Origin of the sequence: Aeromonas sp. 1HA1 (genome assembly GCF_029237385.1) — a bacterium.
GTDB classification, from domain to species: Bacteria; Pseudomonadota; Gammaproteobacteria; order Enterobacterales; family Aeromonadaceae; genus Aeromonas; species Aeromonas popoffii.
The window spans coordinates 90,719-107,933 of sequence record NZ_JAACGC010000006.1; the positions used below are offsets into that span (position 1 = coordinate 90,719).

Sequence of the window (17,215 nt, forward strand, 5' to 3'; positions counted from 1 at the left end):
AATCGAAATGTTGAATAACAGGAGCCGCGCCATGGTTAACCCGTCAATTTGGCGAAACCCCTTACCCTGACTGGTATCCAATAAAAAGAGGGAGGCATCATGCCTCCCTCACTCTTTGGCCCTATACCTCGCGGGTTGAGGCTCACATTCTCTTAACTGACTTGCAAAAGGTTAAAAGTTACATATTAAAAGCTAAAAACCTGTCTCAACACACACTGCAAGGCCGATTATGGCTTCGTCGCCGGTTTCGATTCCCGGAATTTTAGTGCCGGAGCTCATATAGACGAGACTGTGGACGCCACTAACTAGGGGATCTTTCGGCTCACCGGTCCAGTAGGCGCCGTATGTACCTTCGCAGGATTCAGCAAACAATGGCCAGCCGTGAAGATTACACATCTCATAATTCTCCACCATACTGCCGATTGCCGTAGCAGACGTGCTCTGGATAAATAGATTTTGCAGCTCTGCCACGGTTGGCAAGCGAGCGTCTGACGCTTTACAGAATTCATCGGCCTCACTCCAGTTCATCAGCTTATTAGTAGGATCAGTGAAATAGTCCAATAAACTATCCGAAACCGTCACCGAAGCCACTGCATAGATATCGTCGGCATCGTCGTCAATGCGTGCAGTGATGCGGGCGGAGCCATTCGCGCGGCCGGTAGCCGTGCCCTTGTCGCTGCCAATGCTGCTGATGGTGGCTACCCCTCTGTTGTTGCTCTCCCAGCTGACTAGCTCCTCAGTGGTGACGACCCGCTCACTATCATTAGACAAGGTGGCTATAGCATTGAGCCCTTGATTCCCATCTATCGACAGAAGGAAACGGGGGGGAGTGATCCGTAGGGCTTTCACGACTGCGTCTGTAATGGTCACCTCAGTAGATGTCCCTACCGGCGCGCGATCCCCATAAATGTATGTAGCAGTGATGGTGGCCTCGCCCGGCAAGCGGCCGGCGGTAACCCTGCCATTGTCGTCGATGGTGGCTACCTCTGGGGGCTCACTCACCCAGAAAAGAGCATCCTCATCGGTGACGTTCCGCACATCGCCATCAGACAGGGTGGCTTGAGCCTGGAGGTTCTGATGTAGCCCTGCCGGCAGTCTGAGCGGCAGTTCTGTACCATCGGCGGCGTTGATCACTAGTTTCTTCACGACTGCATTTGTTACTTTCACAACAACTGCTGGTGCTGCTACCGGGTCCCGCCCCTCAATAATGTAGCTAGCAGTGATGGTGGCCTGGCCAGGCTCGTGGGCAGTAACCCGGCCATTCTGATCGATTATGGCTACCTCTGGATTGAGACTGTTCCAGTGGAGATCATCCTCAGTGGTGACGTTCTCTAAAGTGTTATTAGACAGGGTGGCTTGAGCCAAAAGCTGCTGATGTAGCCCAGCCGGCAGATTGTTCGGCTCTACGATCGGCGCTCCGTCCTCGTCGAGGATCGCCAGTGACCGCACGAAGGCAGCAGTGATCTCCAAGCTAGTCTCGTCGCTGAACGGCGTGTTATTGGCCACACCGGATGCAGTGAACTCGACGGTGCCAGCCGATTTGGCAGTAACCCTGCCGATGTTGCTGATAGTGGCTATTTTGTCGTCGCTACTCTTCCAGTTGAGAGCCTCATTACCGGTGATGTCCAGCACACGGCCATCAGACAGCCTGACTTGAGCCTTGAGGTCCTTATGTAGCCCTGCCGCCAGAGTGGGAGCGTGGGAGTTGATCTGAAGCTCCTTCACGACCGCACTTGTGATGGTCACCACGGCAGAGTCGCTGAACGCCTTGCCATTGGCCACACCGGATGCAGTGATGGTAGCGTTGCCAACCGCAAGGCCGGTGACAGTGCCCTGGTCGACGGAGGCTACCCCTGGGGCGCTGCTACTCCACTGGACTGTAGTATCAGTGGTGACGTCCAGTACACTGTCATCATCCAGGGTGGCTTTAGCCTTGAGGTTCGTCTGTAGCCCTATCGGCAAAGCGTATTCTTTGGGGGTGATCTGTAGATCAGTCACGATTCTATTGGTGATGATCACCTCAACCTTTTCGCTGAACGACTGGCCATTGGCCTCACCGGATGCAGTGATGTTGACGGTGCCAACCGCAAGGCCGGTGACAATGCCCTGGTCGACGGTGGCTACGTCTGGGTCGCTACTACTCCACTGGACTGCGGGATCAGCGGTGACGTCCAGTACCCTGCCATCTTCAAGGATGGCTTCAGCCTTGAGGGACTTATGTAGATCTACCGGCAGATAGGAAACGGCGGGGGTGATCTGCAAACGCACTACCGATATATCCGGAGGTATATCAGTAGGCCTATCAGAACTATTTGAACCTCCACTACAACCTGATATAAAAAGTAATGAAATCAACGTTAAAAATAAACCAATGCATCTTTTAGTGTTTAAAGCTATCATTATTAATCACCATGATTTAAAAATGGACAAGTTAATTATATATATTGTTTATACAAAGAGTGTTCTTCCATGTGAAATATTTTTCATCCCCCCAGAAGGTTACACGCCACAAACAAGACTCACCCGAATATAAAGTTGTAATTAACGCTCCCTCCGGCAGAAACCCACTATAAACCTTGTACTCCTTGCACATTGTTGTTTTAACGACATCTCTCACTCCACCATCAAGAGATAACCACCGAAACAATGAACGAGACTCATCAAAAAATTACATTTAACTTAAACTTAAACTTTTCTACAAATGAAGTCATCCCTACTGCCGCTACGGCAACCATAAAAGCACAGCAAGGTAACTTTTACATACATTCATTAACACGCAAACCCATCACATCTTCAATATGTGATTAATTTATCGTTCATTGACGCAATGATCAACCAAGTCCGGACACCCTGTTAGGCCAGGGCAAACGCATGACGGCTCACTTTTATTCACTCCGTTAAAGCCACTCAGGATCACCAGTTCCAGATAGCTGCTGCTCATTGCCACCATCTTTTGCTTGCGCCCGACGCCCACCTTTTTTGCTTGGCTCCGAGCTCAGTATGGTCAGCGCCATAGGGCGTACCGCTGCCAAGTTGGCTGAGGCCTCCGCTCTCAAATTGACATCACCTGTAGACGCAGACGCCGTTAACCAAGATGAGCATTCAATAGCACTACAGTAGAAATGAAAGAGGCCCTGCGATTGCAGGGCCTCTTTCATTTCTAACTTAAATGGTCGTGATCACGCGCCCTTACTTGGCGTAATCCTCAGTCGGGATACAGGCGCAGAACAGGTTGCGATCGCCGTAGACGTCGTCAATACGGTTCACCGACGGCCACAGCTTGCTGGCCCGCACGGCGTCGGTCGGGAAGACCGCCTCGGCGCGGCTGTAACCCCGGTTCCACTCGCTGTCCATCACGTCATCCTGGGTATGGGGCGCGTTGACCAGCGGGTTGTCGGCCAAGCTCCAGTGACCATCCTGCACCTTGGCAATCTCGGCACGGATGGCAGTCATCGCCTCGATGAAGCGATCCAGCTCGCGCTTGGATTCGGATTCCGTCGGCTCGACCATCAGGGTGCCCGCCACCGGGAAGCTCATGGTCGGCGCATGGAAGCCATAGTCCATCAGCCGCTTGGCCACGTCCATCTCGCTGATGCCACAGGCCTCTTTGAGCGGGCGGATATCCAGGATGCACTCATGGGCCACGCGGTTGTTGCGCCCGGAGTAGAGCACGGGGAAGGATTCACCCAGCTTCTTGGCCAGGTAGTTGGCGTTGAGGATGGCCACCTGAGTGGATTTTTTGAGCCCTGCATCCCCCAGCATGGCGATATACATCCAGCTGATGGGCAATATGCTGGCCGAGCCGAACGGCGCCGCCGACACGGCGCCGTTGTTACGGCTCTCCTTGTTGGTCTTGACCACGGCGTGACCGGCCACAAACGGTGCCAAGTGTTTCTTCACGCCGATGGGGCCCATGCCCGGGCCACCGCCGCCATGGGGAATGGCGAAGGTCTTGTGCAGGTTGAGGTGAGAGACGTCCGCCCCGATAAAGCCCGGGGCAGTGAGGCCCACCTGGGCATTCATGTTGGCGCCGTCGAGATAGACCTGACCACCGTGCTGGTGAACGATGTCGCACACCTCCTTGATGGTCTCCTCATACACCCCGTGGGTGGAGGGATAGGTCACCATCAGGCAGGAGAGCTGATCCCCCGCCTCAGCGGCCTTGGCGCGCAGGTCGTCGAGATCCACGTTGCCGAACTTGTCGCAGGCCGTGACGATGACCCGCAGCCCCGCCATCTGGGCGGAGGCCGGGTTGGTGCCGTGGGCAGAGGCCGGAATGAGGCAGATGTCGCGATGACCATCGCCACGGGACTCGTGGTACTTCTTGATGGCGAGCAAGCCCGCGTACTCACCCTGAGCACCTGAGTTCGGCTGCATGCAGACCGCATCGTAACCGGTCACCTTCACCAGCCAGTCTTCGAGGTCGGCCAGCAGCAGCTGGTAGCCCTTGGCCTGGGCCAGCGGCGCAAACGGGTGCAACTTGCCAAACTCGGGCCAGGTCACCGGGATCATCTCGGCGGTGGCGTTGAGCTTCATGGTGCAGGAACCCAGCGAAATCATGGCGTAGTTGAGGGCCAGATCTTTGGCTTCGAGACGGTGGATGTAGCGCAGCATCTCGGTCTCGGAGTGGTACTTGTTGAACACCTCGTGGGTCAACACGGCATCGGTGCGCAGCAGATCCTGCGGGATGCCGTGATGGGTCTGGGCCGCCTTGTCGAGCACCTCCACGTCCAGGCCGTGGCCTTGACCGAGGAAGAGATCAAACAGCTCGGCCACATCGGCGCGGGTGGTGGTTTCAGAGAGCGACACCCCCACGGCGCCATCGAGATCGGCACGCAGGTTGATGCCCAGCCCTTCGGCTTTGGCAATGAGCGCGGCTTTATCTGCTGTCAGCACTGTGAGGGTATCGAACCAGCTGGCGTGCCTGAGGGCCACGCCCTTGGCTTTGAGACCCAGCGCCAGAATGGTGGTGAGACGGTGAACGCGGGAGGCGATGGTTTTCAGCCCCACCGGGCCGTGGTAGACGGCGTAGAAACTCGCCATGTTGGCCAACAGCACCTGTGCGGTACAAATGTTGGAGTTGGCCTTCTCACGGCGGATATGTTGCTCGCGGGTCTGCATCGCCATGCGCAGGGCACTCTTGCCACGGGCGTCCCTGGAGACACCGATGATGCGGCCCGGCATGGAGCGCTTGTAGGCATCGCGGGTGGCGAAGAAGGCGGCGTGGGGGCCACCGTAACCCATGGGCACGCCGAAACGCTGGGCGGTGCCCAACACCACGTCGGCACCCAGCTCGCCCGGGGATTTGAGCAGCAGCAGGGAGAGCAGATCGGCGCTGACGCAGGCCAGCCCTTTCTGGGCCTGTACCGCAGCAATCAGGGCCCGCAGATCTTTCACCTCACCGGTAGTGGTGGGGTACTGGAACAGGGCACCAAACACCTCTTCGCTCACCGCATCGCTCGCGGCGCCGACCGCCACGTCAAAACCGAAGTGAACCGCGCGCTCCTTGACCACGTCGATCACCTGCGGGTGCACATCGTCAGCCACGAAGAAGAGGTTGGATTTGGACTTGGCCATGCGCTTGGCCAGCGCCATGGCTTCGGCGGCAGCGGTGGCTTCATCCAGCAGGGAAGCGCTGGCGAGATCCATGCCGGTGAGATCCAGCGTCAGCTGCTGGAAGTTGAGCAGGGCTTCGAGACGCCCCTGGGCCAGCTCGGGCTGGTACGGGGTGTAGGCGGTATACCAGCCCGGGTTCTCCAGCACGTTGCGCAGGATGACGTGGGGCACATGGGTGTCGTGATAGCCCATGCCGATGTAGCTCTTGGCGATCTTGTTCTGAGCGGCGTAGCCCTTGAGCTTGGCCAGCGCCTCCACTTCCGTCATGGAGGCGCCGATACCGAGCGGGCCCGGCCGGCGAATGGCGGCGGGGACCGTCTGTTCAATCAGATCGTCCAGGCTCTCTGCGCCAACGATGGCCAACAGGGCGCGCACTTCTTCCTCACCCGAGCCTATGTGGCGACGGATGAAATTGGTTTTTTGCTCGAGTTCAAACAGTGACTGGGTCATTTCCCTATTCCTGGTTTTAAGTCCTGATAACCAAGACCTGATGTTCCTGATAGCCGGCAGATACCAGCTCCACTCATGTTCTGGGTCCCGCAGGCAGAGTGCGGCACCAGCATCGACAGGGGATCGCCTTGTTGCGTACCGGCCTGCTTGCCCCGTGGCAAGGCCAGGTTGGCAAACGGCAGGCGCAGGCGACGTCACCCTTCTACCAGAGGGCGCGTGCCCGGCTGGCGGTCATACAAACGGGCCCTGCTGTGTGGCAGGGCCCGGGGGCATTACTCTTCGTCCACCACGTTCTGGTAGCCTTCCGCATCCAGCAGGTTGGCGAGCTCGCCCGCATCGTCCAGCTTGATGCGGAACAGCCAGCCAGCGCCGTAGGGGTCTGAGTTGACCAGCTCCGGGCTGCCTTCCAGCTCTTCGTTGATGGCAACTATCTCACCGCTCACCGGGCTGTAGATGTCAGAGGCGGCCTTGACCGACTCGGCCACGGCGCAGTCATCACCGGCGCCAATTTGCTTGCCCACTTCCGGCAGGTCGATAAACACCATGTCTCCCAGCAGATCCTGGGCGTGCTCGGTGATACCGACCACGGCCTCGCCGTTGGCTTCAACACGGATCCACTCGTGGGAGGTGGCATATTTCAGTTCGCTCGGGATATGGCTCATTTGTGCTTCCTTCTTATTCACTTGGATCACTTGTACCTGGACCGCGTACAAGGGGTACTGGCGAAGGGCTGCCCCTTCGCCGCAATGGGGTTGTTACACCAGCTTCTGGCCGTTGCGCACGAAAGCGGGCTTGGTGACCTTCACAGTGACCAGTTTCTTGCGGATCTCTACCTGGGCCTCTTCACCGATATCCCGGGGCACCCGAGCCAGGGCGATGCTGTAGCCCAGGGTCGGCGAGAACGAGCCTGAGGTGATCACACCTTCCCGCTTCTCACCGCTGGCGGTGGTGAAGGTGACCGGCATGCCGGCACGCAGCACCCCCTTCTCTTCCATCACCAGACCAACCTGCTTGGGCTGGGTGCCCGCCGCCTTCTGTGCTTCCAGCACGGCGCGACCAATAAACTGGCGGGAGGCTGGCTCGAAGGCCAGCGTCCAGGCCATGTTGGCGGCGAGTGGGCTGATACTCTCGTCCATGTCCTGGCTGTAGAGGTTCATGCCGGCTTCGAGGCGCAGGGTATCCCGCGCGCCCAGCCCGCAAGGGGCCACGCCGTTGTCCAGCAGCGCCTGCCACAGCTCGCATGCTCGGGATCCCGGCACCACGATTTCGTAACCGTCTTCACCTGTGTAACCCGTGGTGGCGATGAAGAGATCCCCTGCCTGCACGCCGAAGAAGGGTTTCATCCCTTCCACTGCCGCGTTCTGCTCATGGGTAAACACCTTGGCCGCCTTGGCCTTGGCGTTGGGGCCCTGCACCGCGATCATGGCGAGTTCGGGACGTTCGGTCACGCTCACGGCAAAATCGATGGCGTGGTGACGGATCCAGGCCAGATCCTTCTCGCGGGTAGCCGAGTTCACCACCAGGCGATAGAAGGTATCGGTCAGATAGTAGGTAATGAGGTCATCGATGACGCCGCCATCGGGGTTGAGCATGCCGCTGTAGAGGGCCTTGCCGGAGACTGTGAGTTTGGCCACGTCATTGGCCAGCAGGTGTTGCAGGAAGGCTTTGACCCGCTCGCCAGTCAAGTCGACTATGGTCATGTGGGAGACGTCGAACATGCCGGCATCGGTGCGCACCGCGTGGTGCTCTTCCAGCTGGGAGCCGTAGTTGATGGGCATTTCCCAACCGTGGAAGTCCACCATTTTGGCGCCGGCTTCCAGGTGCTTGGGATGCAATACTGTAGTCTGGATCATCGCTGTGTTTCCTTAAGCGTTCGCGACAACACTCGCAATCCGCCCTCCCCTGACAGCCAACAGAACATGCCATCGTCTGTGCAACAGAAAAAGAGAAGAGACGGTCGGAGTCTGTGCTCGTTCCAGCCCCGCAGGGCAAGAGTGATTCCTTGAACGCAGCGGATTATATGACAAGCGGGCGAGCTGGCCGCTCAAAAAAAACTAATCCACTGCCAGTAAACAGACCCCAGACACTAAGGTAAAAACAGTGATAAAAACAGTAAAAAAGCGACTCACACGAGATTAAATTTTGATTTTTACCGTTTCGTCACAATTTACAGAAAAACGTTTCGCCCGCCACCCAGATTAAAGGCTGATGCCCAAAATGGGTCATCAGCCTCGTCAGATTAGTTTTGTTGTAAAAAAACCTGAGTAGTATTAGATTTTTTCACCCTTGGCCAGGATGGGCAGTTCGCCATCGAGCCCCATGGCAGCCCGGATCACCCCTTGTTTGAGTGGCGCCAGTGCGTCGAAAGCACACAATCCCACCCCGCGCACCAGCTTCTTGAGGGGGTTGGCCCCGCTGAACAGCCGCTTGAGCCCTTCCATCGCCGCCAGCATGCGGGCCGCCTCGCTCTTGCGCCAGCGCTCGTAGCTGCGCAGGTTGGCCAGCAGGCCTATATCCCCACCGACACGATGAGTGTGCACAATCTGCTCCGCCAGCGCTGCCGCATCCAGCAGGCCCAGGTTGACCCCCTGCCCCGCCAGCGGATGTATGGTGTGAGCCGCATCCCCCACCAGCACCAACCGCTCGCGAGCGAAATCACGGGCATAGCGGGCGGTGAGCGGGATGGCACTGCGCGCCCCTTCCACCTTGCACAACCCCAGCCGGCCATCGAAGGCGGTGGTGAGCTGGCGGTTGAACTGTTCGTCATCGCAGGCACACAGCGCCTCGGCCCGCGTGGCGGGCACAGACCAGACGATGGAGCAGAGATCGGGTTGCCACAGGGGCAGGAAGGCGAGTGGACCATCGGGGGTGAAGATCTGGCGGGCCACCGCCTCGTGGGGCTCGGCACAGCGCACCGTCGCCACCAGGGCGTGATGACCGTAATCCCAGCTGGTGAGCGGAATATCCGCCTGCCGGCGCACCCAGGAGTGGGCGCCATCGGCGGCCACCACCAACTTGGCCGACAGGGCGCGGCCATCGTCCAGCAGCAGGAGCGAACCCGCCTCACCACTTTGCAGGCTGGCGGCTCGGGCTGGGCTCAGCAGACTGATGTTGCTCGCCCCCCCGTTCCTGTCATCGAGAATCGCCTCCAGCAACGCCAGCTGAATGACCCGATTCTCGACGATGTGACCGAGCGCCGCCTGGCGCAGACCGGCGGCATCAAAGCCAATCTGGCCGAAGCTGTCTTGCTCCCACACCTGCATCTTCTCGTAGAGCTGCAGGCGGCGCGACTCGATCCCGGCCCAGGCGCCAACCTGCTGCAAGATGCGCTGACTGGCCAGACTCAGGGCACTGACGCGGTTGTCCGGCGCGTCACCAAGCGCAGGATCGGGCAACTGCCCCTCCACGATGGCGATCTTGAGACCACTCTGCTTGAGTGCGGCGGCGAGCCCCAGGCCCACCATGCCGCCCCCCACAATCACCACATCCACGTTTTGCATCTGCATCATCTGTTCCTTTCGTGGCTGACCGTCGGGTCAGCAGGGGACGCCCGTTGGCATCAGCCCTTTCAATTCGCGTTTGACCGCTGCTGGGCAACGCACCTCATTTACTACGGCACACGTCAGCCACAAACCCCAGGGTACGGGAGGCCAGCGGCGCCTTGAGGCAAGCCAGCCGCCCCATCAGGGAGAGCGCCAGGTTGCGGCCCACCACCAACGGATCGTGGCCATTGGAGAAGAGCTGGGCCAGCGAGGAGGTGAGCCAGATGGTGCGGGCCTGATCCTCCTTACGCTGCTGCCAGTAACCGTTGAGCACAGCAAAGCTGCCGATGTCCTCCCCCACCGCGAGCGCGCCAGCAACCGCCTGAGCAAGCAGGTCAAGATCGCGCATGCCGAGGTTGAAGCCTTGCCCTGCGATGGGGTGCAGCAGGTGAGCGGCATTGCCCACCAGCACGGTGCGCTGAGCCAACGGATAGTCGGTGGCCGTCTGCACCAGCGGATAGACGTGACGCTGGCCGCATCGCTCGAAACGGCCGAGCCGCCAGCCAAACGCCTGCTGCAACCGGGCGAGAAAGGCGGTGTCATCCAGTTCCATCAGGTCATCCGTCTGATCCCGCCCGACGCTCCACACCAGGGAAGAGAGCCCATCCTGCATCGGTAGCAAAGCCAGCGGCCCCCCTTGGGTGAAACGTTCGAACGCCCGCCCGGCAGGATCCTCGGCAGTCTTGACCGTGGCGATGATGGCACTTTGCTCAAAGTCGTGACGAGTGACCGGCAGCTTGAAGTGCTGACGCACGAAGGAGTGACCGCCATCCGCCGCCACCAGCAGCCGGGTCTGGTAACGCTCGCCACTGGCCAGCACCAGGGTCACGCCCTCCTCAAGCGGCTCAATGGTCGAGAGTTGGGCCGGGCACCGCATATGGATGTGAGGACAGGTCGCCATTCCCTGTTGCAGTGTGATGCCGGCCGCCGACAGCTCGATCACCTGGCCGAGCGCAGGCAGTCCATATTCCGCCGCCGACAACCTGGCCTGGCCACAATGGCCCCGATCCGAGACATGGATCTGGGTGATGGGGGTGCAGTGGGGGGCGAAGCGAGGCCAGAGGCCGTGACGGGCCAGCGCATCACAGGTGCCCGCAGAGAGCGCGATGGCGCGGGCATCGAAGCCGGGATGGGCATTGAGCTCGGGGGCGCTCGCCTCCAGCAGCAGGATCTGCAGGGGCTCGCCGTCGGCACCTCGCAACGCGGCAAGAGAGAGCGCCAGCACGGCGCCACTCATTCCACCGCCGACGATAGCCACGTCGACATGAACCAGATCAGATTGAGACATGAGATGAGAGGAAGAAGCTGGAAACGTGGCCCCATGCTATCACAAAGCGGGGGGCCGGGATGCGAAGCCACGGGCAAAAAACGGCGTCACGACCATGATCTGGTTGAAAAAATGCCCGGCTTATCTCCATCAGGCCGGATAAAAGCAGAGCGCCACCAGGGCGCTCTGCGTTGTATTATGCTGTTTCTGTCGCAAGGGCCATCAGTGCAAGGTCGGCGGCGCGATCGGGGTATCGGGACGCTTGCCAAACTCCTCGAAGGTCATCATCACCCCCAGCCGTACATGCTCGTAGAGCACCAGGAAGGAGGCTTCGTTTTCGTCATCCTCCTGATCGAACTCGGCAGAGACCTGGGTGATGCTGGCGATGTCCTGGATCATCTCCTGCAACTCTTCGGACGCCCTGGAAAGCTCCTGCTGCACCACGCCAAACCCGGCCAGAAATGCCTGTGACCAGTCCACCAGCGAGTCGATGCGCTCATCGAGCGGCGCCTCATCGCTTGGCAGCAGCAGCTCGACGCCCTTCTGGGCCATCAGGCTCTCGACTATCTCGTGATAGAGATCTGTCATCACCTGGCGCACCGGGGCCGGCAAGCCGAAACCGTCGTTGACCAGATCGTTGAAGGGCGGCAGCCAGCTCTTGTCATCCAGTGCCACGCCACCGCAGACGAGACCACAGATCACGCCATGGGCCTCCACCGCCGTTGCCATCAGCTCATGCTGTTCCATCAGGTCGGCCACGGCCGTGTATTTCAGGGGGTTCGTTTTGCTCATCGAAGATCCGCTCAAAGTTCAGGCAAATATGCAAAATTAATGGTCAGGATCCTAGCATTCTCCCCCTTCCAGAGCCAGCAAGGCCTTGAAACTTCTGCATCTGCGCTATATAGTCCCGCCCAGTTGTCCACGTGGATAAAGGCGGAAATCAGCACCGCCGTATTGAGGAAGGCATGAGCACAGAGGCCGTAGAAATCGTCATTTTGGGACGTCCCTACAAGGTATCCTGTCCCTTGGGACAGCAGGATGCCCTGCGCCAGGCCGCCGACCAGCTGACTGACAAACTCATCGAGCTGCGTCAACGCTCAAAGGTCTCCAGCAATGAACAGCTGGCGGTGATGGCCGCGCTCAATTTTTGCCATGAGCTCTGCCTTGAAAAAGAGAAGAATCACCAATACTCTGAGACCATGGACAAGCGGATCAAGATGCTGCAACGCACCATAGAAGCGGCCTTGATCGAGCACGGACAGTATGGCGAATCCAGCGGCGAGGGCCTGCAGCCCTAATCGCGTACCGTTTTAAAATTCCCTGGGATGTTTGTCAGCCGGTTCAAGTCCCCGAGCCGATAATCATACCCACCAGGGGATCGGCCTTCTGGCTATTGCGCATGCTCGGCACGACCGAGAAGCCTGCGGTCAGATTCGATTCCCGCCTTGAACCTACGGTTCAAGGGCCCAAACCGGCAACGGCATCTCCGGGGTACCAACAGCAAAAAGCCCGTCATCCAGATGACGGGCTTTTTCTTTGCCTGCCGTTTACCAAGGCGCAGCGCATTCTTGTCTGCTCAGATTCCCCCCGGTCGATGCCCACGCGGCACCGGCTATCGAGCCAATAAAAAGCCCGCCGACGAGGGCAGGCTTGTCATTGTGACAGAAGACGATCAGACGGCCATCTGCTCGTGAGGCGAGCCGTGGTGGCGTAGCCAGGCAAAGCTCAGGGCCACCAGCAGGACCATGAGCGTCATGATAACCCCCAGGGTCACCTGCCCTTCCATCGGGAAGCCGGCTGCCAGCAGGGTGACTATCCCCGCCCCCAGGTTCTGCATGCCACCCAGGATCGCGCCGGCTGTTCCTGCCTGTCCCGGGAAGGGCTCGATGGCGCAGGAGGTGGCGGTCGGATAGAGGATGCCGCTACCGATGAAGTAGACGGCCGCGCCGCCTACCAAAGAAGCCGCACTTACCACGCCAAACAAGCCAGGCAGCAGAATGATCAGCGACCCCAGCGCCAGGAAGACGATGCCCAGACGCATCAGCTTGCCCTGACTCAGGCGAAAGCTCAGCTTGGCGGAGAGCCAGGCGCCGAACAGGTAGCCGGGCAGCGGCAACACGAACAGAACGCTCACGGTGCGGGCACTCAGCTTGAGCACATCGCCGAGCAGCACGCCGGCCGCCGCTTCAAACACTGCCAGACCGGCAAAGGTCGCCATCAGGCAGAGCAGGTTACCCTGAAAGCGCGGATTGCCCAGTACGTGGCGGTAGGCGGCGCCGACTCGCAGCGGCTGTTGCCGGGCAGCCTGCGGCAGGGTTTCACCAAACCAGGCCAGCAGTGCCAGGGTGGTCACGGCACCAAAGCCGAACAGGAACCAGTAACCGGCGCGCCAGTTGAACAGCTCGGTCAACCAGCCGCCCAGTACGGGCGCCAGCAACGGGGAGAAGATCACCCCCATGCTCACCAGGCTGTTGGCCCGGTTCAATTCGGCGCCGCTGTAGCGATCGCGCATCACGGTACGGCTCATGGCACCACCGGCACCCGTCCCCATCCCCTGGATCAGGCTGCCCACCAGCAGCGCGCTGAAGCTCGGGATCAGCTGAATGGTCAGAGTCCCCACCAGAAACACCATCATGCCGATAAGCAACACCGGACGACGGCCGATGCGATCTGACAGCGGACCATAGACAAACTGGGAGAGCCCGTACGGAATGAGGTAACAGGCCATCACCGCCTGCAACTGGCCGGAGGCCACGTTGAAGTCCCCCGCCATCATAGGAATGGAGGGCACATACAGGGTCTGGGTCATCTGGCCCACCGCAACCATCAGGATGGTCAGAAAAAACAGAGGGTAAAAACTGTGCCGATACATATCTCAGTCCCGAAAATCATCAAAAAGCTGCCGCATCCCTGACAGAAACCTGCAGAGGGGATCCAAAAAAAGAGTCAATCAAAGGTGAAAATACAAGGCGGAGAACCCGCACCGGCCGGGAGCAGGGCACTCCCTTGGCTTGGCGTGATCTTAGTGATTCAGATCACGAAAAACGAACGAATCTTTGTAATCAGCTTTCCCAAGTTTTTCTAATGTAACGGGGCAAATTGCCCCGTCAGCAATAAAAATCAACGCGTTACCATCCGCTGTGCCTGCTTGATCAGATCCTCCGGTGTCTCGTTGCGCGGCGGTATAGTAATCCCTTTCTGGCAGGCGGGTTTCTCTGCCATGCGCACCATCCAGGCTTGCAGATGCGGCAGACCCTCGATGGAGATACCACTCCAGTCATGAATGCGCACCCAGGGCCAGGTGGCGATGTCGGCGATGCTGTACTCATCGGCCAGGTATTCATGCTGCGCCAGGTGACTGTCGAGCACCTCGAACAGGCGGCGTCCCTCCTTCTGGTAGCGCTCGATGGCGGCAGGGATCTTCTCCGGGAAGTAGCGATAGAAGACATTGGCCTGCCCCATCATGGGGCCCACCCCGCCCATCTGGAACATCAGCCACTGGATGGCCAGGGAACGACGCTTGGGATCCTGCGGCAGCAACTTGCCCGCCTTCTCAGCCAGATAGAGCAGGATGGCGCCGGACTCGAACACGGCGAAGTCACCGTTATCCCGATCGACGATGGCCGGGATGCGTCCGTTGGGGTTGATGGCCAAAAACTCGGGCTTTTTCTGATCCAGCGCCGACAAATCCAGCGAGATCACCCGATAAGGCAGCCCCAGCTCTTCGAGGGCAATCGCCACCTTGAAACCATTGGGGGTAGCTGCGGTATAAAAATCAATCATCATGAACTCCTTGTGATCCACACATTGGCACAGAGATGGCCACTGCTGCGCTTATGCCAGATCGTGAAAGACTACGGGGTAGACCCATGCGGACATCTTCCCGTGCTCCGGCATGGCAAAGCGGCACAATACGGTCAGTTATGACAAATATTGCACCGCTTTAACAGGCCGAAAGCAGGAAAGGAAACGCTAGCTATACAGCCCCATGGGTTGGCGCTGACGCAACAAGATGAGACGGGACAACAGCGGAAAATAGGACTCAAGCTTGCTCAATAGCACTCTGCTACAGGCGGGATCGGCCAGCTCGGATTCGTCCAGCACTATGCCATTGGAGACAAAATAGAAACGCGGATCCCGCACATCCGGCCCCTGAATAGTAAGGGTCTCGTCCCCGCCGCGCATCAACAGCGGTAATACCGGCAAACCGAACGTCTCGCCGCTGCGCTGCCAGGCAAACTCGGGCCAGGGTGTATCGCCATCTAACAGCAATATGGCCGCCTCTTCTTTACCCGGCTGCCACAGTGATGGCTGGGCAATGCTCACCTCGTTGAAGTAGTCGCCATATCCGGTTGATGCTCTCAAGGCAGCCAGCAGACCTTGAGTGGTCGCTGCCGACGGTTTTTGACTGACTAATGACAGATTCATGATCCACGTCCCTATGCTCAATGCAGCCTGTTATTCGGCTACCGCCATAAGATTAGACCAAAAAGAGTCTGTATTGGAGCCGTCAGATCTGGCAGTCGCCAAGGTCAGGGAGAAGGCGTATAACGGTTGCCATTATCGAAAAGACTGCTATTATACCGCGTCCTTTTATCCCCCGTTCTTTAACATCCAGTGGTGAACCTATGCATCCGATGCTGAATATCGCCGTGCGCGCTGCGCGCAACGCCGGTCAAGTAGTAGTAAAAGCCTTCTCCCAGCCCGAAAACATCGAGGCCATTCAGAAAGGCAGCAATGACTTCGTGACCAACGTTGACCGTGACGCCGAAGCGGCCATCATTCACACCATCAAAAAATCTTACCCGGAACACAGCATCATAGCTGAAGAGTCTGGTGAGATTGCCGGTACCAATCCGGACTACCAATGGATCATTGACCCACTGGATGGCACGACCAACCTCGTCAAGGGCATTCCGCACTTTGCTGTCTCCATCGCCCTGCGCGTCAAGGGCAAGACCGAGCAGGCCGTCGTTTACGATCCCATCCGTGACGAGCTGTTTACCGCGACCCGTGGTAACGGCGCCCAGCTGAACGGCTACCGCATCCGTGTCGGCAAGGCCAAAGAGCTGGCTGGCACCGTATTGGCCACCGGTTTCCCATTCAAACAGAAGCACCACATAGAACCGTACCTGAAGATGTTCCAGAGCATGTTCATCGAATGTGCTGACATCCGTCGCTCCGGCTCTGCCGCGCTGGATCTGGCCTATGTGGCTGCAGGTCGCGTCGACGGTTTCTGGGAAATCGGCCTCAAGCCCTGGGATACCGCTGCCGGTGAGCTGCTGGCCAAAGAGTCCGGCGCCATCGTCACCGACTTCGTGGGTGGTCACAACTACGAAAATTCCGGCAACATAGTGGTTGCCAACCCGCGCGTCCTGAAAGAGATGCTCGGCAAGATCCGTGAAAACCTGCCTGAGTCCCTGGCCAAATAAGCCAGCGCCTCGCAGAGGCACGCACAGTGAACCCGGTCCAGGCCGGGTTTTTTTATGTCTATTGCAAAGCCATCTATCTGCAAAGCCGCAAAACAATCCTGCCCGGCACCAACCATACCCTCAGCCGGGAGCTTGATGTACACATGCACTCAGCAAGTGTCTTGCCACCGATATCAAGTCCCTCCCCTTTGCAACGACTCAATCAACCACAAAAAGGGGTTTATACACTGGGCGCCGGCCTTTTCAGTACTGTCTTTGCCAAATAACAAAACCCGGCCTGAGCCGGGTTTTGTTATCAATCCAACGGGGACAGTGCCTGCTCAGCGTGAGCCGACCCGGCACTGCCCTTATATCATCAAGCCAGACGGAAGCGACCTATGGTCTGCTTCAGGCCGGCGGCCAGCTGGCTCAGCTCCAGACAAGCGCGGGCGGTGTGATCGGCCCCGATGGCAACTTCATTGGAAGATTCATTGATCCGCTCCACGTTGCGACCCAGCTCATCGGAGACCGCATCCTGCTCACCACAGGCACTGGCAATCTGAATGGCCATGTCGGCAATCTGGGCGACCGCCTCTTCGATCTGCTGGATGCCATCGCTGGTCTGCTCGCTCTGCACCACGCACTGACGGATCATGTCACAACTTTGACCTGTCACCTCTTTCGCCTGGTTGGCGCGCGCCTGCAGGGTTTCTATGATGGCCACTATCTCGCCGGTGGATGCCTGGGTGCGACCCGCCAGGGTACGCACCTCATCGTAAGCGCCGTTAAATCGACCTACTTGCCTTTACCGTATTGCGCCACTTTTTTTGCAATCGGCTCCAGCGGGACGTTCCATGGCAGCAGGGCTTCGAGCTTTTCCAGGGTATCGGCCTCGCCAATCCGCTCCAGCACATAGTTGATATAGGCTG

General features: G+C 58.7%; 13 protein-coding genes, 1 other RNA gene and 1 pseudogene. 3 read left to right on the forward strand and 12 right to left on the reverse strand.

Annotated elements, in window-relative coordinates:
• Positions 1–192: 192 nt before the first annotated feature.
• The 7 genes from GWQ22_RS03670 to GWQ22_RS03700 form a co-directional block, all read right to left on the reverse strand.
• Positions 193–2,400, reverse strand: coding sequence for an Ig-like domain-containing protein (locus GWQ22_RS03670; protein ID WP_275929485.1), 2,208 nt, complete (start codon positions 2,398–2,400; stop codon positions 193–195).
• Positions 2,401–3,189: 789 nt separating this feature from the next.
• The gene (gene gcvP / locus GWQ22_RS03675) at positions 3,190–6,066 is read right to left on the reverse strand and encodes an aminomethyl-transferring glycine dehydrogenase (RefSeq protein WP_275929486.1); all 2,877 of its coding nucleotides are present in this window, start codon (positions 6,064–6,066) and stop codon (positions 3,190–3,192) included.
• 272 nt (positions 6,067–6,338) lie between these two features.
• Positions 6,339–6,728: a glycine cleavage system protein GcvH gene (gene gcvH / locus GWQ22_RS03680; protein ID WP_042034436.1), complete on the reverse strand. Its 390-nt coding sequence runs from the start codon at positions 6,726–6,728 to the stop codon at positions 6,339–6,341.
• A 93-nt stretch (positions 6,729–6,821) separates the two neighbouring features.
• Positions 6,822–7,919: a glycine cleavage system aminomethyltransferase GcvT gene (gcvT, locus tag GWQ22_RS03685; RefSeq protein ID WP_275929487.1), complete on the reverse strand. Its 1,098-nt coding sequence runs from the start codon at positions 7,917–7,919 to the stop codon at positions 6,822–6,824.
• A 417-nt stretch (positions 7,920–8,336) separates the two neighbouring features.
• A complete protein-coding gene (locus GWQ22_RS03690; RefSeq protein WP_275929493.1) occupies positions 8,337–9,572 on the reverse strand; it encodes an FAD-dependent 2-octaprenylphenol hydroxylase in 1,236 nt (411 codons plus the stop codon).
• A 97-nt stretch (positions 9,573–9,669) separates the two neighbouring features.
• Positions 9,670–10,896, reverse strand: coding sequence for a 2-octaprenyl-6-methoxyphenyl hydroxylase (gene ubiH, locus GWQ22_RS03695; protein WP_275929488.1), 1,227 nt, complete (start codon positions 10,894–10,896; stop codon positions 9,670–9,672).
• Positions 10,897–11,097: 201 nt separating this feature from the next.
• The gene (locus tag GWQ22_RS03700) at positions 11,098–11,667 is read right to left on the reverse strand and encodes a UPF0149 family protein (RefSeq protein ID WP_042034443.1); all 570 of its coding nucleotides are present in this window, start codon (positions 11,665–11,667) and stop codon (positions 11,098–11,100) included.
• Positions 11,668–11,840: 173 nt separating this feature from the next.
• On the opposite strand from GWQ22_RS03700, the gene zapA reads away from it, so the two are divergent.
• Together zapA and ssrS are read left to right on the forward strand one after the other, a co-directional pair.
• The gene (zapA, locus tag GWQ22_RS03705; RefSeq protein ID WP_042034444.1) at positions 11,841–12,173 is read left to right on the forward strand and encodes a cell division protein ZapA; all 333 of its coding nucleotides are present in this window, start codon (positions 11,841–11,843) and stop codon (positions 12,171–12,173) included.
• Between the two features lie 16 nt (positions 12,174–12,189).
• Positions 12,190–12,372: non-coding RNA, 6S RNA (gene ssrS, locus GWQ22_RS03710), on the forward strand.
• A gap of 175 nt (positions 12,373–12,547) precedes the next feature.
• On the opposite strand, the gene emrD is transcribed toward ssrS, so the two are convergent.
• The 3 genes from emrD to GWQ22_RS03725 form a co-directional block, all read right to left on the reverse strand.
• Positions 12,548–13,747, reverse strand: a complete 1,200-nt coding sequence (gene emrD, locus GWQ22_RS03715) for a multidrug efflux MFS transporter EmrD (RefSeq protein WP_275929489.1) — start codon at positions 13,745–13,747, stop codon at positions 12,548–12,550.
• Between the two features lie 248 nt (positions 13,748–13,995).
• The gene (locus GWQ22_RS03720; RefSeq protein ID WP_275929494.1) at positions 13,996–14,658 is read right to left on the reverse strand and encodes a glutathione S-transferase N-terminal domain-containing protein; all 663 of its coding nucleotides are present in this window, start codon (positions 14,656–14,658) and stop codon (positions 13,996–13,998) included.
• A gap of 189 nt (positions 14,659–14,847) precedes the next feature.
• The gene (locus tag GWQ22_RS03725) at positions 14,848–15,303 is read right to left on the reverse strand and encodes a hypothetical protein (RefSeq protein WP_108537705.1); all 456 of its coding nucleotides are present in this window, start codon (positions 15,301–15,303) and stop codon (positions 14,848–14,850) included.
• Between the two features lie 200 nt (positions 15,304–15,503).
• Between GWQ22_RS03725 and suhB the strand changes: the two genes are divergently transcribed.
• Positions 15,504–16,307 carry an inositol-1-monophosphatase gene (gene suhB, locus GWQ22_RS03730; RefSeq protein ID WP_005310327.1) on the forward strand — a complete coding sequence of 268 codons (804 nt, stop codon included), beginning with the start codon at positions 15,504–15,506 and terminating at the stop codon, positions 16,305–16,307.
• A 355-nt stretch (positions 16,308–16,662) separates the two neighbouring features.
• Here suhB and GWQ22_RS03735 read toward each other — a convergent pair.
• Positions 16,663–17,061: pseudogene (locus GWQ22_RS03735) on the reverse strand (methyl-accepting chemotaxis protein); the annotation flags it as partial.
• 20 nt (positions 17,062–17,081) lie between these two features.
• Positions 17,082–17,215: transposase domain-containing protein (locus GWQ22_RS03740; RefSeq protein ID WP_275929495.1), on the reverse strand; the 134-nt coding region annotated here is incomplete at its 5' end.